At 41.7% G+C, this 23615-nt stretch carries 27 protein-coding genes; 16 read left to right on the forward strand and 11 right to left on the reverse strand.

Translation table 11 applies throughout. From position 1 onward, the window contains the following. Positions 1-7 precede the first annotated feature (7 nt). On the forward strand, positions 8-643 hold the full coding sequence (gene pdxH, locus ACNAV8_RS05420) for a pyridoxamine 5'-phosphate oxidase (protein ID WP_103855903.1): 636 nt from the start codon (positions 8-10) through the stop codon (positions 641-643). Here the strand turns inward: pdxH and ACNAV8_RS05425 are convergent. Genes ACNAV8_RS05425 through darH form a run of 7 tightly spaced genes read right to left on the reverse strand, consistent with a single transcriptional unit; the run spans position 640 to position 7450 of the window. Beyond that, positions 640-1284, reverse strand: coding sequence for a hypothetical protein (locus ACNAV8_RS05425; RefSeq protein ID WP_415777351.1), 645 nt, complete (start codon positions 1282-1284; stop codon positions 640-642). The two genes, pdxH and ACNAV8_RS05425, sit on opposite strands and share 4 nt — an antisense overlap. 5 nt (positions 1285-1289) lie before the next feature. Further along, a complete protein-coding gene (locus tag ACNAV8_RS05430) occupies positions 1290-2348 on the reverse strand; it encodes a beta-ketoacyl synthase N-terminal-like domain-containing protein (RefSeq protein ID WP_103855900.1) in 1059 nt (352 codons plus the stop codon). 2 nt (positions 2349-2350) lie between these two features. After that, on the reverse strand, positions 2351-2635 hold the full coding sequence (locus ACNAV8_RS05435) for an acyl carrier protein (RefSeq protein ID WP_103855899.1): 285 nt from the start codon (positions 2633-2635) through the stop codon (positions 2351-2353). Beyond that, a complete protein-coding gene (locus ACNAV8_RS05440; RefSeq protein WP_415777352.1) occupies positions 2635-3879 on the reverse strand; it encodes an ABC transporter permease in 1245 nt (414 codons plus the stop codon). Before ACNAV8_RS05440 ends, ACNAV8_RS05435 begins: the two co-directional genes overlap by 1 nt. Next, a complete protein-coding gene (locus ACNAV8_RS05445) occupies positions 3879-4595 on the reverse strand; it encodes an ABC transporter ATP-binding protein (RefSeq protein ID WP_103855898.1) in 717 nt (238 codons plus the stop codon). The genes ACNAV8_RS05440 and ACNAV8_RS05445 overlap by 1 nt, the downstream gene beginning before the upstream one ends. A gap of 7 nt (positions 4596-4602) precedes the next feature. Continuing rightward, entirely contained in the window at positions 4603-6444 is a 1842-nt protein-coding gene (locus ACNAV8_RS05450) for a Fic family protein (RefSeq protein WP_103855897.1), read from the reverse strand. A gap of 10 nt (positions 6445-6454) precedes the next feature. Beyond that, the gene (gene darH / locus ACNAV8_RS05455) at positions 6455-7450 is read right to left on the reverse strand and encodes a BtrH-related acyltransferase DarH (RefSeq protein ID WP_103855896.1); all 996 of its coding nucleotides are present in this window, start codon (positions 7448-7450) and stop codon (positions 6455-6457) included. A gap of 96 nt (positions 7451-7546) precedes the next feature. Here darH and ACNAV8_RS05460 point away from each other — a divergent pair, with 96 nt between their 5' ends. Continuing rightward, entirely contained in the window at positions 7547-8083 is a 537-nt protein-coding gene (locus ACNAV8_RS05460; RefSeq protein ID WP_103855895.1) for a hypothetical protein, read from the forward strand. A 20-nt stretch (positions 8084-8103) separates the two neighbouring features. On the opposite strand, the gene ACNAV8_RS05465 is transcribed toward ACNAV8_RS05460, so the two are convergent. From ACNAV8_RS05465 to ACNAV8_RS05480, 4 genes are all read right to left on the reverse strand, one after another. Further along, positions 8104-8505 carry a DarG family dialkylresorcinol biosynthesis protein gene (locus ACNAV8_RS05465; RefSeq protein WP_103855894.1) on the reverse strand — a complete coding sequence of 134 codons (402 nt, stop codon included), beginning with the start codon at positions 8503-8505 and terminating at the stop codon, positions 8104-8106. After that, positions 8492-9655, reverse strand: a complete 1164-nt coding sequence (locus ACNAV8_RS05470; RefSeq protein ID WP_415777380.1) for a beta-ketoacyl-ACP synthase III — start codon at positions 9653-9655, stop codon at positions 8492-8494. Before ACNAV8_RS05470 ends, ACNAV8_RS05465 begins: the two co-directional genes overlap by 14 nt. Before the next feature lie 2 nt (positions 9656-9657). Beyond that, complete coding sequence (locus ACNAV8_RS05475; RefSeq protein WP_103855893.1) at positions 9658-10584, reverse strand: hypothetical protein; 927 nt, start codon at positions 10582-10584, stop codon at positions 9658-9660. Between the two features lie 137 nt (positions 10585-10721). Further along, positions 10722-11147: an excinuclease ABC subunit A gene (locus ACNAV8_RS05480; RefSeq protein ID WP_103855892.1), complete on the reverse strand. Its 426-nt coding sequence runs from the start codon at positions 11145-11147 to the stop codon at positions 10722-10724. A gap of 140 nt (positions 11148-11287) precedes the next feature. Between ACNAV8_RS05480 and ACNAV8_RS05485 the strand changes: the two genes are divergently transcribed. Genes ACNAV8_RS05485 through ACNAV8_RS05550 form a run of 14 tightly spaced genes read left to right on the forward strand, consistent with a single transcriptional unit; the run spans position 11288 to position 23606 of the window. Then, positions 11288-11701, forward strand: a complete 414-nt coding sequence (locus ACNAV8_RS05485; RefSeq protein WP_415777353.1) for a hypothetical protein — start codon at positions 11288-11290, stop codon at positions 11699-11701. 5 nt (positions 11702-11706) lie between these two features. After that, entirely contained in the window at positions 11707-12459 is a 753-nt protein-coding gene (locus tag ACNAV8_RS05490) for a beta-ketoacyl synthase chain length factor (protein ID WP_415777354.1), read from the forward strand. After that, entirely contained in the window at positions 12444-13205 is a 762-nt protein-coding gene (locus tag ACNAV8_RS05495; protein ID WP_415777355.1) for a lysophospholipid acyltransferase family protein, read from the forward strand. The genes ACNAV8_RS05490 and ACNAV8_RS05495 overlap by 16 nt, the downstream gene beginning before the upstream one ends. 5 nt (positions 13206-13210) lie before the next feature. Continuing rightward, positions 13211-13468, forward strand: coding sequence for a phosphopantetheine-binding protein (locus ACNAV8_RS05500; protein WP_103853659.1), 258 nt, complete (start codon positions 13211-13213; stop codon positions 13466-13468). Positions 13469-13476: 8 nt separating this feature from the next. Continuing rightward, the gene (locus ACNAV8_RS05505; protein ID WP_103855912.1) at positions 13477-13746 is read left to right on the forward strand and encodes an acyl carrier protein; all 270 of its coding nucleotides are present in this window, start codon (positions 13477-13479) and stop codon (positions 13744-13746) included. A gap of 1 nt (position 13747) precedes the next feature. Continuing rightward, positions 13748-15409: an AMP-binding protein gene (locus ACNAV8_RS05510; protein WP_415777356.1), complete on the forward strand. Its 1662-nt coding sequence runs from the start codon at positions 13748-13750 to the stop codon at positions 15407-15409. A 4-nt stretch (positions 15410-15413) separates the two neighbouring features. Beyond that, positions 15414-15977, forward strand: coding sequence for a COG4648 family protein (locus ACNAV8_RS05515; RefSeq protein WP_415777357.1), 564 nt, complete (start codon positions 15414-15416; stop codon positions 15975-15977). Continuing rightward, positions 15967-17292: an AMP-binding protein gene (locus ACNAV8_RS05520; RefSeq protein WP_415777358.1), complete on the forward strand. Its 1326-nt coding sequence runs from the start codon at positions 15967-15969 to the stop codon at positions 17290-17292. Before ACNAV8_RS05515 ends, ACNAV8_RS05520 begins: the two co-directional genes overlap by 11 nt. Next, complete coding sequence (locus ACNAV8_RS05525) at positions 17285-18025, forward strand: glycosyltransferase family 2 protein (RefSeq protein ID WP_103855155.1); 741 nt, start codon at positions 17285-17287, stop codon at positions 18023-18025. The genes ACNAV8_RS05520 and ACNAV8_RS05525 overlap by 8 nt, the downstream gene beginning before the upstream one ends. Next, the gene (locus ACNAV8_RS05530) at positions 18022-18954 is read left to right on the forward strand and encodes an LpxL/LpxP family acyltransferase (RefSeq protein ID WP_415777359.1); all 933 of its coding nucleotides are present in this window, start codon (positions 18022-18024) and stop codon (positions 18952-18954) included. The genes ACNAV8_RS05525 and ACNAV8_RS05530 overlap by 4 nt, the downstream gene beginning before the upstream one ends. Next, positions 18951-19397 (forward strand): acyl-CoA thioesterase, encoded by a 447-nt coding sequence (locus tag ACNAV8_RS05535; protein WP_103855157.1) that lies wholly within the window; start codon positions 18951-18953, stop codon positions 19395-19397. Before ACNAV8_RS05530 ends, ACNAV8_RS05535 begins: the two co-directional genes overlap by 4 nt. Positions 19398-19415: 18 nt before the next feature. Continuing rightward, positions 19416-20000, forward strand: a complete 585-nt coding sequence (locus ACNAV8_RS05540; RefSeq protein ID WP_103855158.1) for a LolA family protein — start codon at positions 19416-19418, stop codon at positions 19998-20000. Between the two features lie 14 nt (positions 20001-20014). Further along, the gene (locus ACNAV8_RS05545; protein ID WP_415777360.1) at positions 20015-22345 is read left to right on the forward strand and encodes an MMPL family transporter; all 2331 of its coding nucleotides are present in this window, start codon (positions 20015-20017) and stop codon (positions 22343-22345) included. Between the two features lie 25 nt (positions 22346-22370). Beyond that, a complete protein-coding gene (locus ACNAV8_RS05550; protein WP_103855159.1) occupies positions 22371-23606 on the forward strand; it encodes an NAD(P)/FAD-dependent oxidoreductase in 1236 nt (411 codons plus the stop codon). Positions 23607-23615 lie beyond the last annotated feature (9 nt).

Raw genomic sequence — 23615 nt, forward strand, 5'->3', positions numbered from 1 at the left:
AGGCGTGATGAATTTACAAGATATTCGCCAAGAATATAGCCAACAGAATTTATCGAAAGCCCATTGCCCTGATGAGCCAATGACGTTGTTTGAACAATGGCTGCAAGAAGCAATACAAGCACAGGTAAATGAACCCACTGCAATGAATTTAGCAACAGTGGAAAAAAATGGCAAACCAAGCAGCAGAATGGTGTTATTAAAGCAAACCACCGAGCAAGGTTTTATTTTCTTTACTAACTACCTCAGCCGTAAAGGGCAAGCGCTCACTCATCAGCCCTTTGCCGCCCTTACTTTCTTCTGGCCAGAATTAGAGCGCCAAATCCGCATTGAAGGTACAGTTGAACAACTTCCTACCAGCGATTCTGATGCATATTTTGCCAGCCGCCCCTATCAAAGCCAGCTTGGCGCTTGGGCGAGCGAACAAAGTGCAGTGCTTTCAAGTAAAGCTGTTTTACTGAGTAAAGCCGTAATGTTTGCGATTAAATATCCGCTCACTGTGCCGCGCCCACCTCATTGGGGCGGCTATATCCTATTGCCAGAAATGGTCGAGTTTTGGCAAGGTCGCCCAAGCCGTTTACACGATAGGATTCGCTATTTACGCACTGATGAACAGCACTGGCAAAAAGATCGCCTATCGCCTTAATCTGATAAATTTCCTATATCTAACCCAAATTGCAAATAATGCTCAGCAGGGAGCTGCGCAGATATAGAGGAAAAAGAAAGTGCAGTAGAAAAATTTGGCGAATTTTGCACCGCACTTGTTGTTAGCGTATTTTCTTCTGCGGCATTGCTGAGCAACCACCAGCAGCTTCCTTCCCATTCCGTATCAGTGTGAGATTCAAATCCCCAGCCTAACAATACTTGCTCTGTTGTACCATTTTTCAATTCTGTTTGTGCCAGTTGTAATGGCTGTGCGTTATCTTCTGGTGAAGTGATCAAGAAAATACTATTGCCTGTGGTTTGCAACAGCTGCGCCAGCTGAAAAACTGTGGCGTTATTGAGATTTGCCATAAAATCCAACGGACTAGGCAAATCTTGCGTCATCAGTTGGTGGAATAATTTGTTGAATTTGCTTGGGGAATTAAAGGGGGAAGCCAAGTAAATGGCTGTATTTGGCGTAATATAGGGCTTCAGCGGTAATGCTCCAAGCAAGCAGAGCTGGGTAAATTTGCTTAAACGGCGAGCGTCCACGCCAAAGGCTTTAAGCTGTTGGCGTAGTTCAGCCTCACTTTGCCCTTGTGTGATAAATTGGCTTTGCTGTTGGAAATAAATGTTTGATTTCATTTTAATTACGCTTTCCCTTGCCAGTGAAGAATCCAAGCGATATTGCTGCCACCAAAACCTAAAAAGTAATTCAAATAATAGCCAGTGGAAAGTGGTTGCGCTTGCTGCTCTACCGCACCTTGTGGCGTGATGAACAGGCAATCTGCGTTCTCTTGTTGTAATTGCTGCCAAAGCCACGCGGTTTCCATTGCCCCACTTGCACCTAAACTATGTCCAAGGTAAGGCTTTGCTAACAAGCAAGGAATAGTCGAAAATTGCTGTTGTAAAAATGCGATTTCCATTTCATCGCTGTTTCCACCCACAGCGTGAACTTTAATGCCAGCCAGTTGATGAGCTTGCAATCCTGCCTTATGCAAACAATTTCCGATCAGTTGAGCAAATGCGTCTGCGGAGCTATTGGTGAGATTATGGTGATCCGTAATGGTGGTGATGGCAGCAATTTCTAGTTTTTTCTCTGGATTTGGTTGATTTTCCAATGCCACACAAGCAATGCCCTCCCCTAAAATAATACCGTTACTTTGTACAAAAGGCTGATAGGGCAAATCTTCTGCCAGCAAGTGCATTGCGTTGAAATGCTCAAAGGTTAAACGGTTAAACATTTCAAATCCAACCACCAACGCGCGCTCACATTGTCCTTGTGCAATCATTTGATAGGCATAGCCCATTGCCTGTGCAGATGAAGTGCAAGACGTAGCAAAGCTGAAAACCTGTGTTTGATAGCGTGCTTTTAGTCGTTCCGCGATCACCGCTAGGCTGTATTCTTGCGGTAAAGGTTGATTGTTTTGCCAACGAAATTCGCAATCACTCATTAAATACGCCGTTGATCCTAAAAGAATGGGGGTATTGTGCAATCTATCAGCTTGCCAACCCCGTTGTATTAATAGGTTGTCAATGTGCTGTTCTAAATAAGTGCAGAGTTGCTCGAAATTCAGCAGCGGTTGCTCAAAAGCACGAAAATAAGGCAAATTCTGCGTTTGCCCTAACATTGAGGATTGTCGCCAAGGATTAAGTTGAGCGGTTTGTGCATTTTGCTGGCTGACGGCGGTAATATAAACTTTTTGCATAGTTAAGAATGTTGGTTACGAATAAAGCTCGCTAAATCACGAATATTCATCATATGCTTACGCACCATTCGATCGCCATTTAATCTCACTTTAAAATGGGCTTGCAGTGCCACCGCAATTTGTAGCGCATCTAAAGAATCTAACTGAATACGACTTTGTTCACCAAATAACGGCTCATCATCGCTAATTGTGCTGGGATCGATGTCTATTTTATCGCTTTCTTGCACGATTAAGTTTTTCAGTTGTTGTTCTAACTCTGGTTGGCTGAGAGTAAAAATATAGCTCATTAAAATCTCGCTTGTGTTTTGAGTTGATGGGCGTAAACCAGCACAGCAATCAATAGCATTGCTGCACCAAACCCCGTTAAAAGCCAAAGTTCAGGCTGAATTTGCATTAAGGTAGCCTGATTTAATAATAGCTGCTGAAATGCCGTTAATGCCCACCCCATTGGTGAAAATTGGGCGATTTTTTGCATAATCTCAGGCATTACATAAGTTGGCACCATAATGCCACCAATGGCCGCCATAATGATAATGCCACCACCACCTAGCACCACGGCTTGTTCTGTGGTGCGTGCAATCACACTAATTAATAAGCCGTAACCTAACGCAGAAAGACTTACCGCAGCTGACAGCACCGCGTAATGCCACCATTCACCATTTAAGCTAAACGCTGGCATAGCAAGCATAGGTAGCACCCAATAGCCTAGGGCGATCATTCCAATAAATTGACATTGATTGATAAAAAAATACGGCACTAATTTTGCCAAAATCAGTTGCAAACTTGAGGCTCTTGCCAAACGCAGACGAGTAAGCGTGTTGGTTTGTCGCTCCATCGCCATTACGTTAGAAAGGGGGATCATAATAAAAAACATACCAAAAATTAACCACGCAGGCACACTATGTTGCACCGCATTAGGCTGACTAACCGTTTCCCCTTGACGGTTAAGATAAATTTCCTGCCAGCGTTCTTGTGCCAAATAGGTATTGATTTCATTGAATTTTTTATCCAACGCTTGATTAACTTCTTGCTGAATTTGTTTCATCGGATTGCGTTGATTATTTTTCAACATAATGTGATTATCTTTCGAATAACGCTCAAGCCGTTGCTGGCTATAATGTTTTTGCAAGATACCTTTCACCCCAAGCAACCACGCACGATCCACACTAGGGTTAAGCCAAAGTTGCAAAGGCTGTTCTTCTTTTAGGGCATTTTTATCTTGATTTGGATTAACCACAATCAAAGCAAATTTTTCTTGCTGCAAATCTTGCTGATAAGCCTCTAATTGCGCAATATCCCCTTGTTTTACGAGCAATTCCTCTTGTTGTAGTGCAGTAAAAAATCCGTCATTGAGGAGATCATTTGGCGTGCCTAGTAGCAAAATTTCGCCACGATTACCTAATTCCTTTTCACTGCTTAACGCTGCCGACATAATCAACATAAATAAAATCGGCATAATAAATAATACTGCCACACCGTGCAGATCACGGCTTAATAGGCGTAATTCTTTAAACATCGCAGCAATTAGCATTATTTTCCCGCCTGTTGTAAAAAATCTAAATAAAAATGCTCAAGGCTTTGCCCTTTTGCAAGAATACCTTTTATTTCACCTTGATAAATCAATTTTCCTTCATTTAATAAAACTAATTTATCGCATAATTGTTCAATTTCTTGTAGATAATGTGAGGTGTAAATCACCGTGATACCTTGCTGAGTTAATTCCGCCACGGAATTTAAAATAAATTGGCGAGATTGGGGATCAATGCCAACCGTAATTTCATCTAAAAAAATGACTTTAGGGCGATTAATTAAACCAATGGCGAAATTTAAACGGCGTTTTAATCCGCCTGATAAATGTTTTGCCAATCTCGATTTATAAGAAGTTAGCCCCACTTTTTCTAATAATTCAGTGAGCCAGTTTTTATCGTTGATATGATAAAGTGCGGCGAAAAATTTTAAATTTTCCCATACCGTTAATAAAGGATAAAACGCAAAATCCTGTGGCACTAAAGAAATTTGATGACGCTGCTTTTTGCTTAATTCGTGAAACGGCACGCCTTCAAAATAAACCTGCCCCTGCTGCACCGCTTGCAACCCGCAAAGCAAAGACATCAGTGTCGTCTTCCCAGCGCCGTTAGGGCCAAGTAAACCGATGGCAGAGCCTTGTTTGACGTGCAGATTTATACCGCTTAAAGCTAAGTTTGAACCATTAGGGTATTGATGGCTGAGTTTATCAATATCAATCATACTTTTCTTACTTTCTTTTTCGGTATTTTTGGTTACGATGTTTTGGGTTATCTGGGTATTTCATTTCGATTAAACCAAGGCATAGTGCCGGATTTAGATAGCGTTTTCCAAAGTTAACTCTGTGGGAGATACCAAGTATCTCCATCAATTCTTTCGCGCTTTGATATTCACTCCCTAAAGCAGCAAGTAATTGTTTTACTTTATCACTTTCTTTATCACTTTCTTTATCACTTTCTTTATCACTTTCTATTGGCGATGCTACTTTTATATTTCCTAAATCCTTATTTAATAAGGCCTCTGGACTTTCTTTCTCAGATGAAATAATAGTGTAATCAGATTTTGATTTAGTTTTGATTTCATGAAAACTAACAAGTCGGTAGATTAGCTCATTGCGTTTTACACCTTGCACAACCAAGAAACCCTTCTTTTTAAGCTGAGATAACGCAAGGGTAATTTCACGTCCTGTGTACTGAGGAATGGCCTCAACAATTTGTTTATGATTTGCTTGCTGCCCGTTGATAGCAATATATAACAAACAATCTTTCACTCTTTGCTTTAATTGTGTAAAGCGAGTACCAAAGTGATCTGCTAACTTTTCTTCCCATTTTATAATTTCACCATCTTGAAATGTTAATGTTAATCTTGTGTAATCAATCTGGCTTTCTAATTTAGGGGTTGTGAAATAGTAATTTTGCCAATTTTGAAAAATATCTTTTACCCCTTGTCCTTGTCGCTCACATAATCCCACACGGCGTAAAATATTATGAATAGTACCATTCCTACATTCTGAACGATTTCCCACAATAGCCTGTTGAATATCAACTAGCATAGTTCCTGCATTTTCAAAACAAATTTGATTTTGTGTTTTTACAATCTTCAAATGCCGACTATCATTAAAATAATCTGCATGAGCAATAGCATTGACTAAGGCTTCTCGTAATGATTTCGTAATTTCATTTTCTTCTGTCCGAGTGAGGTTATCAAGTTTAAAGTGGGTATCTTTTCCTAAAGAGGTCAATAGAGGAGCAATCTTCCAATAGAATTCAAGTAGATTTCCTTCCTCTATATCAAAGTCTGTAATACGTAAATCATAGCGACTGTTTTGTTCACTAGTTTCGTAATATTCAAAGAAAAAGTGTTTAAGGAAATTTTTGATAATATACCCCTTACCAAACAGAAGTAAGCCAGCAAAAGTAACTCCTTTTTGTCCTGTTTCAATATCCATTGCGATTGCGCCAATACGCTCCAATAGTTCCTCATCAGATAATAAAAGTAATGGTTCAGAAGCTTTTTGTGCTTTAAGCAAATTACGATATTTATTTAAGGTATCTAAATTTAGATAATTTAAGTCACTCTGAGGCAGAATTTTTCCGTCACGATTTTTACTCGTGGCATTTGAAATCATTGAACGTAGTTCCCCGTCATTTAATTTATGATCACCTGTTTTCAGACGAATGTAAGAACGACGAAGATCTTGATTCAAGTGAACTGGGCGATCGGTTTCTTCTGCTTTGGGTACATAAACCACAATAACTTGTTTATCTTTGATCGTAAAACAACGGACATTCCCATCAGATAATAAAGCAGCACTGACTTTTTCTTTACTGCGAGATTGAGTAAAAATAAGTTCTTGGATTTTTTCAGCATTATTGACACCTAGAATATGCAGCCCTTCTTTTTCTGATACACCAAGTATAATAAAACCGCCCGATTGGTTTGCAAAAGCAGAATAGGTTTCCCACATTGATTTAGGAATATCATTTTTAGCCTCTTTATACTCCAGCCACTCTTGCTCAGTATGTAGATTGCCAGAGACTAGCATTTGTTCAATATCAGCCCAACTTAGCATATTTTCCCTGCTATTTATTTCTTAATATACGCCATAATACTTCTTCTTTTTCAGCAATAACTTTTAAAAACTTGGCGATCTTTTGATAACCCTCAGCACTTGGCTCTCGACATTGCTTCACACAAAGGCTGGCAAATTGTCGCCATTGATCACCGATTTCGGTCATTTGTTGTGAGGCTTGTTTGAATTTTGGCTCTTGGCAGATTTCTGCCGCTTGCTCTAGGAAATAGGCATAAATATAACGAAAGCCTGCACCACCTGTGCCAATTTCTTCTTGCATTCGCACGATATGACCGAGAAATAATTTCTTGTATTTTTCACTTTGTTTGCTATGAGCAAATTTTTCAATTTGCTTTGCAAGAGAGCACATTCCACGCACGCCAACAAACCAAAGTGGTGCGAGCATTTGTTTGGCGTTTTTGCGAATGGCTTTGCGTAAAATTGTGGGTAAATCAAGTGCGGTCAAATTTGGCGAAGTTTTCCAATAATACATCAACCCTTTCGCTGCTAACGCCCCTTTGGCAAAACGCGCACGTTCTAAATCCTGTACAGAACAGCGTTGCACCTGCTCAAACACAGGATCGCTAATTAAATATTCGTTCTCCTGTTTGCCATAAACTAATAAGTTATGTGCATTAAAATGAAAACGCATTTCGGGCGGAAAATAAGGCAACCAAAACACCGAAGTTTGTAACCCCACCAGCTTTCCTTGCACCAAGGCGTTATCTAAAGCCTGTTGCCCTTGTTGCGCCGAACGAAAACGTTTTAACGCAAGTTTCCCTTTTAATATTTTTGACACTTTTTTAAGAATTGACCCCGGCGGCATTCGATAAGAAATTAACGGCATTCCGCCAATTTTAATTTGTGGAATATAAACAAAGGTCAATGCGGAAGCCAAGCCAAATACCATTGCTTCGTTGAAATCAACGCCTTGCGATTTGAGTAAAGTGGACATCACCCCACTTTCGCAATGGGCGGTGTGTTGGTGTTCAAAATTATGGTTCATTTGTAAAATTGATTTATAACACGGATTTTTTACTATTTAAAATGTATAATAATTTCTCCTATTTATATTACATCATCTTTAAGGAGTTTTCTCGTTATGAAAAAATTATTTATGTCAGGAATGTTATTTTTATCAACATTAATTTTAACTGGCTGTATGACTTTGCAAGCAGACCCTTCATTATTAAATAAAACAGAGCCTAATGCTCAACCTTTGGTAAAACAAGATTATACGGTTGAAGTTGATATGAATGATCGGCTTGCACGACAAGCTACAGCTGTTGGTATTGATAAATTAGTTTATGGCAGCTTAAAGACTGCATTAAAAAATGCAAATATTTTCACACCAAACGGAAAAGGTTATTATAAAATCCACGCACATATATTACAGGCAAATCAAGCAGCTTGGAGTATGAGAAGATTTCCTGGAACAATGGAAATTGAATATACTGTAACCGATCAAAATTCTAACCAAATTTTCACGAAGAAAATCTTTAACAAAGGGGAAAGTGATAAATTTTTCTTCTCTGGCTCTCAACGTCATACTCGTTCTCGTATCGTTACCGCATCAGATAACGTAAATCAATTTGTTGAAGCATTTAACGAAATGATGAAAAAACGTTCTAAGAAATAATTAATCATATTTGGGTGTTATCAGATTTCCTCTGGTAATGCCCAAATGTTATTTATGCTAATCCCAAATATTTCTGCATACTTTGCTAATTTTTTAATTGGTAGATTATTCCACACCTCTGGCCTAAAATGCCGTTTTATTTGCCATTGCCAAAAGCCGGTGGCTTGGGCGAGGGATTGTTCATCAAAACGGTATTTATACATTAAATAATACAGCACGGACTTTTCCCCTTTTTTAACCGCCTGCAATGCCTGTTCAGTCAGTTCATTTAAGGCATCAACGGCTTGGTGGGTAGCAAATTCTTCCGTTTGCCAGCCTGTGCTAGTGCTAGGCTGGTAATGCCCATTTTGCGTGGCATAGATGATCTTTTTTTGTCCGCGAAAAATGCGGCTATCATCTTGGGGAATTTCATTCAGCTCCATTCACCACCTCAAGCAGCATAAAACACGAAGAAAAACGACCGCTCTCTGGAATATAGCACAGCACTTTCTGCCCATTTTTGAGTGGGAAGGTGCGCATAAACTCTTCTAAAATAATGTAAATGGAAGCGGAGCCTGTGTTTCCTTTTTCGGCAAGGTTGGTAAACCATTTTTCTTTCGGAATATCAAACTGAATGCGCTGTAAGCCTTCTGATAATTTATTACGGAAAAAGCCTGAAGAATAGTGCGGTAGAAAATAATCAATGTTTTCAGCGCTGAGTTGATATTTGGCGATTAAGCGCGATAAGGCTTTTTCCACTGTATAGCTAACGATATTTTCATTGAGCAATTTTACATCTTGTTTAATTGCCATTAGGCTGTGTTTGTCGCGGTATTCGTTATCCATCGCTTTCCAGCTAACAAACTTACCATTGTCGATTTCTGCGCCTGCGTACATACAAATAGGCATTTCATTGGCGTAAGAGATGAGATCGATCCAATGAATTTTAAAGCTAATGCCTGCTGGATTAGGACGGTGGCTTAGTTGTGCAGCCCCAGCACCGTCTGAAAGCATCCAGCGTAAAAAATCTTTTTCAAAGCCAATTTCTGGTTTTGCACTATCCAATTGTTTTTGATTTATTTCAGGGCGAAAATTTTCGCTACGCATCACGGCTGAAGCAGCTTCTGAAGCCACTGCGATGGCATTTTGATGCTCCCCTGTGCGAATGGCATTATAAGCGTGTTTCATCGCCGCCATTCCTGCCACGCAAACCCCTGCGGTGGTTAGCACTTCACAAGCTGGGGTATTAGGGATTAAGCCGTGTACCATCACCCCTTGCCCCGGCATAATTTGATCAGGGTAAGAGGTGCCGCAGGCTAAACAGTCAAGCTGCTGTATATCAAAGCCCTGTTCCACTAATTTTTCAATGGCACAGACTGCAAGTTCTGTACTGCTGTGCGTGGCTTGGCGTGTTTTCGGATCAAGGGCGTAATAGCGCGTGCGAATAGCATTAGAACGTAAAATCATATTACGGACACGGGAAGGCACATCGCCGACCATTCCCAACACGGCTTCCATTTGATCATTGCTAACGGGATCATTTGGCAAAAAACTTGCCACAGAATTAATATAAACCTCAGAAAGTTGCGACATCATTATTCTCCAGATGGTGCAGCAAAATAGCGTTTTTGGCGTTCAAGTTTTTCTTTTAATAAAGGTTTTAGCAAACGCTTAATTAGGGCAGAAATTGGCACAACGGTAATAATTAATAAGACTAAAAAAGCAATATAAACATACAGCACCGCTTGGCGTAAACGTGGCGAAATTTGACCGCACTTGAGTAATAACTTCCCCCATAAATAAAAACTGCGGTGTCCCACTTTTTCACTCATCATTAGTTTCTCATCAATTTGCACTGCGCCCATATGTTGAAATAGCGGTTGATCGAGTGAGGCATTTTTTGCTAATTTGTCTGCAAGTTCTCGACCAAATCGCTGCATATCGACAATATTTTCTTCACTAATGCCGGCGCTAGGTAACCATTCATAAGGACGCTTTTTGCCTGTAAACAGCCATAATGGCGTGGTGATAAAACTTGCCCACGCATTAGATTGATCGGTTTTAACAATATTGCCCACCAGCGTTGCGCCCGCTTGATGTAATAAGGCTTTGACTTTTTCTTGTGCCATTAACCACATATTACGACAGCCGATTAAGGTGATCACAGGCGTGTTGTGCAAGACTTGTTTACCTTGCTCACTTTGCAAAAACGCAGTAATGGGTTGAGAGGGGGAAAGAAACCAAACGCTATAGGCGATAATCACCAAATCATAGCGATCACGCTGTAATTGCGGTGGCTGAATTGGCGCAGGTTGTAAGTGAACACTTTCAGGAAAGGTATTAAAAAACGGGGTAAATTTCCACGGAAACGCATAATCTTGCTGCGGTTTCACCTGAAATTCTTCAATAATGATCTCTTGCTGTGTGCGTAATGGTTGTAGAAAATTTTCTACTAAACGAGAAAGTTGCCCTGTTTGTGAATAAGAAACCACAAGGATATGTTTAGGTGAATGCGTGTCCATAAAGTTAAATGCTAAAAAATGTGTGCCAATAAAATTCGGCGCGAAATTATAAATTTGATAATCTGATTGTCAAGCCAGCTAAAATGTTAAGTGCGGTGTAAAATTTCCAAATTTTCGACCGCACTTAAAGAAATGAATTAGCGAACAATATCGCCTTTTAAGGCAACACCACTCATTAAATTACCTGCGTGGCATTCGTATTGTGTTGTGCTGCGATAAGGGTGTTTCTTATAGAAACTGATGATATTACCCACTTTGGTTGCACCGCGTTTTTTCGCTGTATCTTGGAATTGTTTCACTACAGTTAGGAACGCCCATTGACAAGATTTTTCATCGCTCTTATTTGCCGCATTGGTTTTACGATTACTCACTAACCCCGCTTTGACAACTTTACCTGGCGCAGGTTTGCCAAAATAAAGTTTAATTTTTGGATCTAACACTTCTTTTGCTTCAGGAGAATTTAATGCTTCTTGAATAGAGTAATAATGGGTGGTATCTCTAGGGGCGCAAGCAGCAAGTAATACAGTGGCGAATGCAAGCATAACTTTTACTGAATTTTTCATAGTCTTTCCTTATTTTACAAAAGTTAAATAAATGAGATGAAAACTCCTTTCCATATCATTTTTTCCATTTGATAATTTAGCTTAAATTAAGGTAAACTTCCACCATATTTTTATCCAAATAAATAGCAGGGAGTTTTACAATGAAAAAATTATTAGCTATTAGTTTATTAGTAAGCACATTAGGTGGTTGTGCAGCTGGGATTGATGATGCTAGTCCAGTACAATTAGCTCACCTTAAACAACCATTATGTGTGACAGGAAATTTACAAAGAGCGCCTGAAGATTTTTCTGATTCTATTTTGGCTAGTCTAAAAAAACGTGGTATTCAAGCACATTTTGCAAAATCTAATGAGCTTGCAGGCTGTGCCTCTACTTTAAAAGTAAATGTTCGTGGTAACCGCGCTATTATTGCTCGCGCACGTTTCACCGTTGTACAGGATAAACAAGTGATTGGAGCAGTTACATACAAAAGACGTGGCGATGAAGTGGATCGTGTAAAACAAGTTGGCCTACAAGGCCAAACCGATCTGATGATTAATGAATTATTCCAATAATTTCAATGAATACTGCAATTTGTCAGTTTAATTTTTCCTTGCGTGGCTGGAAAGTGATTACTAACCGTGAACTTTCTCGCCAAGATTGGCAATTAGGCGAAGCTCATTGGGCGAAGAATAGCCATTTATGGCAGCCTTTTGCACCTAAGTTAGCCTTTCTTCCTCCTTTAAAACGGCGACGTTTAAGTGAGTTGGCTCGCTTATTTTTTGAGGCTGCTTGGGATCTTATGGAAGAACAGCCTAATATCCCTGTGGTTTATGCCTCTGCCAATAGCGAAATCAATCGAAACTTTGCCCTTTGGCATAGTCTTTTAACAGAGGGTGATGTTTCGCCGACTTCATTCAATTTATCTGTGCATAATGCACTGGTGGGGCAATGGTCGGAAATGCGCCAAGTCAAAGCAGAAACCACGGCAATTATGGCACAACAAGATAATTTGGAATTGGCATTGCTTGAGGCTTATTTATTGTTGCAAGAAGGGCAAGAACGCGTACTTGTGGTGGTAGCAGAATCCCCATTGGCAGAACAATATAATGCCGAACCTGTGGTGCGTCAGTCTTTTGGTTATGCGTTAGCCTTAGTAGTAGAAAAAGGCAACCAATATCAACTTAGCTTACATTGTGCTGAAGAAAGTGGCGATCTTGCCGAAAAATGTAGCGATAATGCGTTATTTTGGGTGCAGCAACAATATGTAGACCAATCTCAGTGGCAAACCCCAAGTTCGCGTGGAGATATTTGGTTATGGCAGAAAAATTAGATTGGCTACGCCGTTTTCTTGCCACTGCCATAGGATTCGCTTTTTGGGGCGTGGCAGGAACGTTATTGCAACTAGTGTTATACCCTTATGCACGCCACCCACAAAACTTAGCTACGCAATTAAAAGTACGCCGCTTTGTTGGAAAAATTTGGCATTATTTTGTGCGTTTTACTGTTTGGAGTGGCGTGCTAGAAGTCAAATATCAAGGTTTTGAAAAATTAGGGCGCGCCGGGCAATTAGTTATCGCCAATCACCCTTCTTTGCTTGATGTTGTATTAATCTTAGCGAAAACGCCAGAGCTAAATTGCATTGTGAAACAAGATTTATTGCATAATCCGACAATGCGAAACCAAATTTTGGCTTGTGGATTTTTGCCGAATACGGAATCCCTTGAACTGTTAGAACAATGCGATAACGTGCTGAAAGAACAGGCAATTTTGCTTTTTCCTGAGGGAACAAGAACAGGTTGGGACGGTGTGGTGAAACTTAACCGTGGTGCGGTATCTATTGGTTTGCGTAGCGCAAAAGTGATTACTCCCGTGGTGATCAAAATGCATCCGCTGAATTTCAAAAAGGGGCAACCTTGGTATCAATTACCTAAAAGCCGCATTACTTATGAGCTCTCTGTGGGAGAGGACATTGATCCACAAGCTTGGCTTGCTGAAAAACCCTTACCGTTGGCAGCACGCCGCTTAACACAATATTTAAACGATTATTTTAATTCTCAAACTCAACAAAAAGGATAAATAAAATGGAATTAGAACAACAACTTAAAAATATCATTATCGAAAGTTTAGCATTGGAAGACATCAGCCCAGAAGATATTGAAAATGATACATTGCTGTTTAGCGATGAGGGCTTAGGGCTAGATTCTGTTGATGCGCTAGAACTCGGCTTAGCAGTACAAAAAGCCTTTAATTTACAATTAGATAGTGAACAGCACGCATTGCGTGATCACTTTACTAATGTCAATACTTTAGCCGCCTTTATTCGCTCACAACAAGGTTAATGACGATGATGACAGAACAACAAATCCAAGATTTGCTTTCTGAAGCCTTGGTATCTTTATTTGAAATTGATCCCAATAAAATTACACCAGAAACGAATCTTTATGAAGATCTAGAAATTGATAGCATTGACGCCATTGATTTAATTGACTACATCAAACGCAACACAGGATACAAAGTGAAACCTGAAGATTTCCGCAATGTGCGTACGGTAAATGATGTGGTGCAAGCGGTGTTAAAAATGAGCCAAGAAGCCCAACAAGCCACAGACGACTCTTAGAATGCCTAATTACACGGAACATAGTCTTATCGCCACTCAGCCCGATTGGCGCTATGGCGATTTTGCTTACAAAGCCCTACAAATGGCGCAAGCGTTTAAGCAGCAAAAGGTGAAATCCATTGCGGTTTGGTTAGAAGACGGCGCAAATCTTGCCTGCACCTTGCTTGCTGCTTGGCAGGCTGATGTACGCGTGCTTTTTCCACCCAATTTAACCCAAGAAAGCCGTGAATGGGTTGCACAGCACGCTCAGTTCTGGCTGTGTGATAATGACGCTGAACTTTCACCTTGTATGGCGTTTAAGGATTTTGGTGGCGATCAGCAGGTACAAAAACAAGAAAATTTTGCACCGCACTTTGATCGTAACGCACAAACAGAAATTTGGCTGAAAACCTCTGGTAGCACAGGGGAAGCAAAAACCATTGTGAAAACTGCTCAACAAATGTGGCGAAGTGCGCAAGTGTTAGCAGAGGCTCTGCCTTTCCCAGCGGATAATCACTGGCATGCCATTAGCACGGTGAGCATTCAGCACGTTTATGGCTTAACCGTGCATATTATGATGTCGTTAGCACTTGGGTGGCAAATTGGGCGTAAGCAATTGTTTTATCCTGAGTGTATCAAGTCAGCACTTAACCAATCAGAAAATGCCGTGTTGGTGAGTAGCCCTGCGATGTTATCAAGTATTGCTTGGGACACAATGGCAATGCAAAAAAATCTGCGTGGTATTGTTTCTTCAGGTGGCGCATTGGCTGAAGATGTTTCAACTCAAATCCGTGCAGCAACTCACGCCCCTGTGGTAGAAATTTACGGCAGTACGGAAACAGGCCCAATTGCAATCCGTGATGATATTCATCTTTGGCAAAGATTGCCAAATAGCCAGCTTGGGCAAGATGAACAAGATGCCTTATGGATTGAAGCAGACTGGATTTCAGGACGCGAGCAAACCGCAGATGTAGTGGAATTTGAAGGCTCAGGCTTTCGTTTACTTGGACGTTGTGATCGCATTGTGAAAATTGGTGATAAACGTACATCTTTAGTGAGCATTGAACGCCAGTTATTACAACATCCTTTTGTGGAAGATTGTTATATCGCACGCCACCCCGAGCAAAATCGCTTAGCTGCGTGGGTGGGATTAACGGAAGCAGGCATTAATGCTTTCCGTGAACAAGGTCGCCGTGCATTAATTGCTGAGCTGAAACAAGCTGTTGCTGCAAATCAAGATAAATCCGCCATTCCACGTTTTTGGCGTTTTACTGATAAATTGCCGCGCAATAGTCAATCGAAAATTAATAAATTAGCCTTTAATCAGGTTTGTGTGGAAAGCGTGCTTGATCCTATTTGGTATAGGCCTGAGCATGATGGCAATCAATATGTGATCAAAGGCAAAGTGCCGTTGGAATTGCGTTTCTTAAAAGATCATTTTGCTGAATTTCCCTTAGTGCCGGGCGTGATTGAGTTACAATGGATCAGCGAAAAAATGCAGGATTTTTTAGGTAGAGATCTTAATTTTTCGAGCATTGATCGTTTGAAGTTCCAGCATTTTTTACGTCCAAATGATGAATTTGAACTCACGCTTAGTTGGCAGCCTGAAAAGCGGCGGATCGCATTCCAGCTTAAAGTCGCCGAAGAAACCTGCTGTAGCGGTGCGGCACTTTTAACGGAATAACATAATGAAAGCCTTAACTTCCGTTCTTATCACCTTATTCCTTGCAGTAAGTGCGGTGGCTTTTCCCATTGTTTTTTGGTGGCAAGGGGCAAATAGCCCCATTTTGTTTTATCTACCGTGGATAATGGCGGCATTATGGGCGGTGAAAGGGCTGCTACAAAAGCCCTCACCGCAGCGTTATTTCTCTTTTTGCCTAGCATTAATTTTAGTGGTAATCGCAGGCACTCGCACCTTAGTAGGAATGTTTTGGTATCCCGTGATTATCAATGGATTAATGCTCACCTTATTTGCAAGCAGCCTATGGCAATCGCAAACTTTTGTAGAGCGTTTAGCCCGCTTGCAAGAACCGAATTTAACGGCAGAAGGTGTGCGTTACACCCGAACCGTAACCCAAGTATGGTGCGTTGTGTTTATTATCAATATCGTGATTACAAGCGCACTAATACTCGGGCAATATTATGATTATTGGGCATTATATTCAGGGGTGATTTCCTATGTGTTCATTGGTTTAGTGATGGGCATTGAATGGATCATTCGACAACAAGTAAAAAAACATCATGCAAATTAATTTTTCAGCAATGAAGGACATCACCTTAAATCCTTCTTGGTCAAAACAAGATTTTACCTCTCGTGCGTGGCAAATTAGTCAGCAATTACAGCAGCAACAGATACATAGCCTAGGTTTATGGCTTGATGATGCGGCACAAATGGCGTGTATGTTGCTGGCGTGTTTTCAGGCAAAAGTGCGCGTGTTATTGCCGCCAAATTTATTGGCGGAAAACCAACAATGGCTAGCACAAGAAAATGCGATGTTGATGGATAATGAATGCTTTGCCACCTTTGGTTTAGCACAACAAATTAACGATGAAACTTTAGCCCAGCCTTTAATCGATCCCCATTGTCAAAGTGAAATTTGGCTTAAAACCTCAGGTAGCAGTGGTGAGCCAAAAATTTTAGTTAAAACCGCAGAAAAAATGTGGCAAGAGGCTCAAGCTATTGCGCAAAGTGTCGCATTTTCAGAGAATACACCGCTATATGTGGTATCAAGTGTATCAGCCCAACATCATTACGGTTTATCTTACCGAATTTTCTTACCGCTCTATTTAGGCTGGCCGTTGGCACGCTTGCAATATCATTATCCCGAATATTTGATGAGCGAAAGTTTACACGCAGAAAATGTATTATGGGTAAGCAGCCCTGCCTTGCTGACTCACCTTAATTTAAAAGATCCCAAACTTGCGCGTTGTGGCATTCGTGCTGTTGTTTCCGCAGGTTCGCCTTTACCTTTGGATACGGCACAACGTATTCGTGACACTTTATCTTGCCGAATGATCGAATGCTACGGTAGCACTGAAACAGGGGCAATAGCGTTTCGTGAGCAAGAAACATTATGGACGCCGACCATATTTACCACAGTAGGATTAACAGAAAATGGCACGCTTTGGGTGAAATCCCCTTGGCTTGATCTGCCAGAAATTATGGCAGACGCAGCGGAAATGCACGGCGAGCGTTTTTTACTGCTTGGGCGTGTAGATCGCATAGTGAAACTGGGTGATAAACGCATTTCGCTGGTTAATATAGAACAAGCCTTGCAGCAGCATTCTTGGGTGGTGGATTGCTTTATTGCGCAGCACCCTAATCAGGCTCGCCCTGCGGCTTGGGTAGCATTAAATGAGAAAGGGTTAAACCTATATCGCACACAAGGGCGTAATGCGGTCATTCATTCACTTCGCCAGCATCTTAGCCAAACTCAAGAAGCCGCAGCGTTGCCACGTTTTTGGCGTTTTACCGAGAAACTGCCACGCAACAGCCAATCAAAAATTTTAAAAGCAGATTTCGAGCAGGCCTTTCTCCGCCAGCAAGAGGAATTAACCAATGCATAATCAGCCAATAAATCAACAAGTGATTGCCCTTATTCCTCATTACAATCATTCCAACACCGTAGGTGCCGTGGCACATCAGCTACGCCAACTTAATTTACCTGTGCTGATTATTGATGATGGCTCAACAGCGGAGCACAAAGTGGCACTTCACGAACTTGCACAACAAGACGGTATTCAAGTTCATTTTTGTCCGCAGAATGGGGGCAAAGGCGCAGCAATGAAAGTGGGATTTAAGCTAGCTTGGGAACAGGGTTTTGCCTATGCTGTACAAGTTGATGCAGACGGACAACATCAACTTTCTGATGTGGCGATCTTTTTACAAAAAAGTGCGGAAAATCCCACCGCACTTATTTGTGGACGTCCTATTTATGGTGATGACGCACCAAAATCCCGTTTATACGGTAGAAAGATTACCGATTTTTGGAATGCCATTCACACCCATTCACGGGATATTTTAGATGGAATGTGTGGTTTTCGGCTTTATCCTGTGGTGGCAATGATGGATTTGTTGAAACAGGAAAAAATTGGCGATCGAATGGATTTTGACATTGAAATTATTGTCAAAGCACATTGGTATCAAATTCCAATGGTATGGGTGGATACCCCCGTGCGTTATGATAAGAACGGCACATCACATTTCCGAACTTTTGCGGATAACTGGAAAATCAGCAAAATGCACACCAAACTTTTTTGGCAAATGGTATGGCGAATGATACGAGGCAAACCGTTATGAGCCAACAAGAAAAACATTGGGCAAAGCAACAAGAGCGTGGTACAAGATTCTTTCTCAATCTCACCCGATTGATTGTGGCATATCTGCCTTTGTGGGCGATCCGCATTGCCACCTTCGTGGTGGTGAGCTATTTTTTTGCCACTTCAAAGAAAGCGCGTCAGTATATTGCTGAATATCAGCAACGTTTGTGTCAAACCTTTCCAGAAGTGAAATTACCAACTTGGGCGGTTTTTCGTCAATTTTTAACTTTTGGCGAAGCAATCACGGATCGCTTTGCAGTGTGGCAAAATAAAATTAACTATCACGATTTGCATATTGATGATGCGGATAATCTTTATCACGACATTGATCATCAAAGCCGTGGACAAATTTTATTATGCTCCCATTTTGGCAACATTGAAATTTGTCGCGCGCTAGTTGATAGCGGACATCATCCTAATTTTGTGCTGAACGTGTTAGTACATAGCCACCACGCAGAGGCTTTCAATGAAGCCTTAGAAAAAGCGGGGGCAAAAGCCCTTCCTGTCATTCAGGTAACGGATTTAGATGCACAAAAGATGTTTGAATTGCACCAACGTATAGAACGTGGCGAATGGATTGCCATTGCAGCAGATCGCATTCCTGTGCGTGGCGATAAAACACAAAAAGTTAATTTTCTCGGCAGGCTAGCAGATTTTCCGCAAGGCGCTTGGCTGCTTTCGACATTGCTCAAAGCACCGCTTAATACGGTGTTTTGTGTGAAATCGCAAGGGCGTTATCAATTAAAATTGCGCCGTTTCAGCCCTGCTATCTCAGGACGTGGTGAAGTGCGTCAGCAACATATTCAACAGGCAATGCAGCAATATGCTGATGTATTGGCGCAAGCCTGCCGTGAGCAGCCATTACAATGGTTTAATTTTTACGATTTTTGGAACGATAACAAAGAATGAAAGCGAAAAAACACGTTTATTGCCAACATCAATCTGATTATGAAATTCCCTTTTTTGATGTGGATTCTGCGCATATTATGTGGCACGGGCATTACATTAAATATTTTGAAATGGCACGTTGTGCATTGCTAGAAGACATTGGCTACACTTATGATGATATTCGTGCTGACGGCTATGGTTGGCCCATTGTGCAACTGAATGTGAAATACGTTCGCCCTGCACTTTTTCGTCAAAAAATCCGCGTAACCCTTTCCGTGGTGGAATATGATACCTGCCTGCGTATTGATTATGTGATTACCGATTTAGCAACGGGTAAAAAACTCACGGTCGCCAGCACCACACAAGTGGTGGTGGACGCCCAAACAGGCGAAATGCAATTAGAGGCAACGGAAAATTGGCGTAAAGCCTTTGAAGCCTACAAAGACTTTCAACCGTTAGCATAAGGCAAAGGAAAAACTGAAATGAAAAAATATTTGGTGTTATTGCTAGGGGTAATCAGCTTACCCCTTTGGGCATTCTCTGAGCAAGATCTGATCAAACAACTTCAACAAAGCCATAATGTGCAAGGGGATTTTGTGCAGCAACGCTTTCTCAAAGCATTACCCCAACCGATTGAAAGCAGCGGGCAATTCGCCTTAGTGGCAGAAAAGGGATTGCTGTGGAAAATGCAACAGCCGTTTAACACGGAATTACGCATCACGCCACAAGGCATTGAGCAATGGAATGGGCAACACTGGATTTCCAACGGAAATATGGCACAATCGCAACAAATTCGCTTGTTTTTAGGGTTGTTGTCGGGCGATTTGTCAGGACTAAAAAGCCATTTTGACGTGGCATTAAGTGGCGATGCAAAACAATGGACATTGCACCTTACGCCCAGTTCACTCTTAATGAAACAGATCTTTACGTCAATTATTGTGCAGGGAAATCAAAGCGTTACCGCAATGCAACTGAATGAAGTCCAAGGTGATAGCACCAAAATTCACTTTCAGCACATTCAGCTTAATCAACCCTTACCACCTGCGGTGAAGCAAGCACTAGAATAAAAAGTGGAGCCAAAATGTCGCACTTGCCAATAAAAACAGCAAAATTTTCCACCGCACTTTTTTCTACATCGGTTCGCCTTGCTTATGTAATAAGCTTGGTGTTTTGTGTGGCTGTGCTGGCGGTGTTTATTTGGCGTGGGAATTGGCTACAAACGGATTTACAAGCACTGCTCCCTAAGGATCAACAATGGCAAGCGGTGCAACAGCAAGTGGATAAACAACAGGAACAACAACTTAACCGAAAAATTATTGCCCTTGTCGGCTCACCGCAAGCTCACCAAGCATTGCAACTTTCGCAACAAATCGCACAGCGCTGGCGTGAGAGCGGATTGTTCAGCCAAGTGGCGAGTGAATTTCAACCCGATCTTAATCAGCTTCGTGAAGGCGTAAAAGCCCTTGCTTTCGCCACCTTGCCTGTGGATATTCGTACACAATTAATTCAACAGCCCCATCAATATTTTCAGCAATATGCCGAGCAAATTAGTAATCCTTTCGCGGCACAAAGTTTATTGCCCTTAGATCAAGATTGGCTTGGCTTCGGACGATTTACACTCGCGCAAGCACAGTCACAAAGCAATGTGCAATGGCAGGCAGAAAGTGGCGCATTAACAGTCAATGAGCAAGGAAAAACTTGGGTATTATTGCAAGGCGAATTAGCCCCAAAAAACTGGCTTACTCCACCTTTGGCATTGCAGCAACTGATTGCGCAAAATCAGCACCTTGTGCAAGAACAGGGGGCGGAAATGGCGATCACTGGCGCAAGTTTATTTGCGCTGCAAGCCAAACAAGGGGCGGAACGAGAAAGCCAATTAATGAGCGGTTTTGGCATTGGGCTGACTTTAATCTTATTGCTGATGGTATTTCGCTCGTTACGCGTGTTATGGCTATTTTTTCCCATTTCGGCTGGAGTGTTGGTCGGCTTAGTGGTAACCCTTGCTTGGTTTGGACAAGTGCATATTTTAACCCTGGTCATCGGTACGAGCTTAATCGGTGTGTTGATTGACTTTCCGCTACATTGGCTATCTGGCTCATTGCTTTCTCGCCGTTGGCAAGCGCAGCCTGCAATGCAAAAATTACGCCTAACCTTTAGTGTGAGTTTATTAGTCACCTTGCTTGGCTATGGTTTGCTGGGGTTCACCACCTTACCCGTGTTACAGCAAACTGCGCTATTTTCAGCGGCGGCACTATTGGCAGCGGTGTTGTGTACACAACTTTTATTGCCTTATTTTTTCCGCCATTATCAAACTAAACGCCCAACAAATTTGTTATATGCCTTTTACAAAGTGCGGTGCTTTTTGCAAAAGTTTTTTGTTTACCGAAAAGCCTTGATCGCTATGCTCATTCTTTTTGTGGCAGGCGGAATTACGCAATCTAAGTGGCAAGATGATATTCGCCAATGGGTGGCATTGTCGCCCAACTTAGTCAGCCAAGCACAAAGAATTGGTGAATTAACCGGAATGCAGTTAAGTGGGCAATATTTTTTAGTGCTAGCAGAAAATGATGAAAAATTACTCGAAAAATTGACCGCACTTGATATTCGATTAAAACAAGCCAAGCAGCAACAGCAGCTAGACAGTTATCAATCTTTGAGCCAATGGTTAATGAGCGAAAAGCAGCAGCATAATTTTGCCCAACAATTACAGAATTTATCTGAACAGGATTTCGCACCGCTCACCGCAATGGGTATTACTTCTGAAATTGTGCAACAACAGCTTAACGCATTGATAACCCAACCTGCGGTATCCTTACAAGCTGCACTAAAAAATCCCTTAGGGCAAGGGTGGCAAAGTTTGTATTTAGGGCAAATAAACGGACAACGCACAGCGATTGTTCCAGTTAATGGTGGAGTTCACCAAGCCTTATCGCAACTTGCGAATGATCAAGATATTTTCTGGCAAGACAAGCGTAGCCACTTAAACGAATCTTTCCAACAAACCCGTAATCAAGCAGCGTGGTTGAAACTGCTTTCTTTCGCGTTGGCGGGATTGTTGTTATGGCGTTATTTCGGGGCGAAAACCAGTGGCAAAATGTTATTTGTGCCAGTTTGTGCGGTGCTTGCCACCTTGGGGATTTTCGGCTGGCTTGGCTTGCCAATCAGTTTGTTTGCGATATTTGGAATGTTATTAGTTTCCGCCATTGCAGTGGATTATGTGGCGTATTTGCAAGCGGTGTCGGCATTGACTGCGCATAAGCAATTCGCCATTTTACTCGCGGCCAGTACCACGCTGATTTCTTTCGGTTTGCTCACGTTAAGCAGCACGCCAGCGGTGGCGTTGTTTGGACTAAGCGTGAGTATCGGCGTGATCTGTGCAGTGGGGATTGCGTTTATAATGTATCGTAAATAATAACTAAACTTTTTAGGGAGAAAAAATGAGTCAATGTGATATTGCAATTATTGGTGCAGGGCCTTCAGGTTCAGTGACTGCGGCATTGTTAGCAAAGCAAGGGTTGTCTGTATGCGTGTTAGAGAAACAATATTTCCCACGCTTTGTGATTGGTGAGAGCCTACTGCCTTATTGTATGGAAATTTTGCGTGAAGCAGAGTTGGTGGACGCAGTAAACCGCGAACCGAGTTTCCAATTTAAAAATGGCGCAGCGTTCACTTGGGGCAATCGCTATACTTATTTTGATTTTACTGACAAATTTACCGCTGGCGCTGGCACAACCTTTCAAGTTAGACGGGGAATTTTCGATAAAATTTTAATTGATGAAGTAGCAAAGCGTGGCGTTGATGTGCGTTTTGGCAATGAAGTGTTAGCTTTTGAATCTCAAGACAATGGTGTGCAATTACAGGTGCGTAATGATAAAGGCGAAAGCTACAATTTGAACGCGAAATTTGTTCTTGATGCAAGTGGTTACGGGCGCGTATTACCACGCTTATTAGATTTGGAGTTACCTTCGCACTTGCCTGCTCGTGTGGCTCGCTTCACCCATATTGATGACAATATTGATGATCCTGAGTTTGATCGAAACAAAATTCTTATTACCACTCACCCAGAGCATCGTGATGTATGGCTATGGTTAATTCCATTTGCCGATAATCGTTGCTCAATTGGCGTGGTTGGTTTGCCAGAAACCCTTGATGGTGATGATGAACAGGTGCTGAAACAATTTGCGTTAGAATGCCCTATGTTAAAACGGATATTAAAAAATGCAGTGTGGGAAAACGACTTCCCTTATCGCCATATTCAGGGCTATTCTGCGAATGTAAAAACCTTGCACGGCAAAGGCTTTGCTTTATTGGGTAATGCGGCGGAGTTTTTAGATCCCGTATTTTCATCAGGGGTAACCATTGCGTTGCATTCCGCGCATCTTGCCGCGCCGTTAATCGTGCGTCAATTAAAAGGCGAGAGCGTTGATTGGCAAAAAGAATTTGCCGAGCCATTAATGCTTGGCGTTGATACCTTCCGCACTTATGTAAATGGCTGGTATGATGGTTCGTTCCAAGATGTGGTGTATGCCAAAGATCCACAGCCTGAAATTCGCCGTATGATTTCTTCTATCTTAGCTGGCTATGCGTGGGATAGTGCCAATCCATTTGTGGCGAAATCAAAACAGCGCCTTGCTGCGTTAGCTGAGATTTGTGGTGCGGCAAGCCAAGAGTAATGAGAAATA

Origin of the sequence: Avibacterium endocarditidis (genome assembly GCF_965138825.1) — a bacterium.
In the GTDB taxonomy this organism is placed as follows: Bacteria; Pseudomonadota; Gammaproteobacteria; order Enterobacterales; family Pasteurellaceae; genus Avibacterium; species Avibacterium endocarditidis.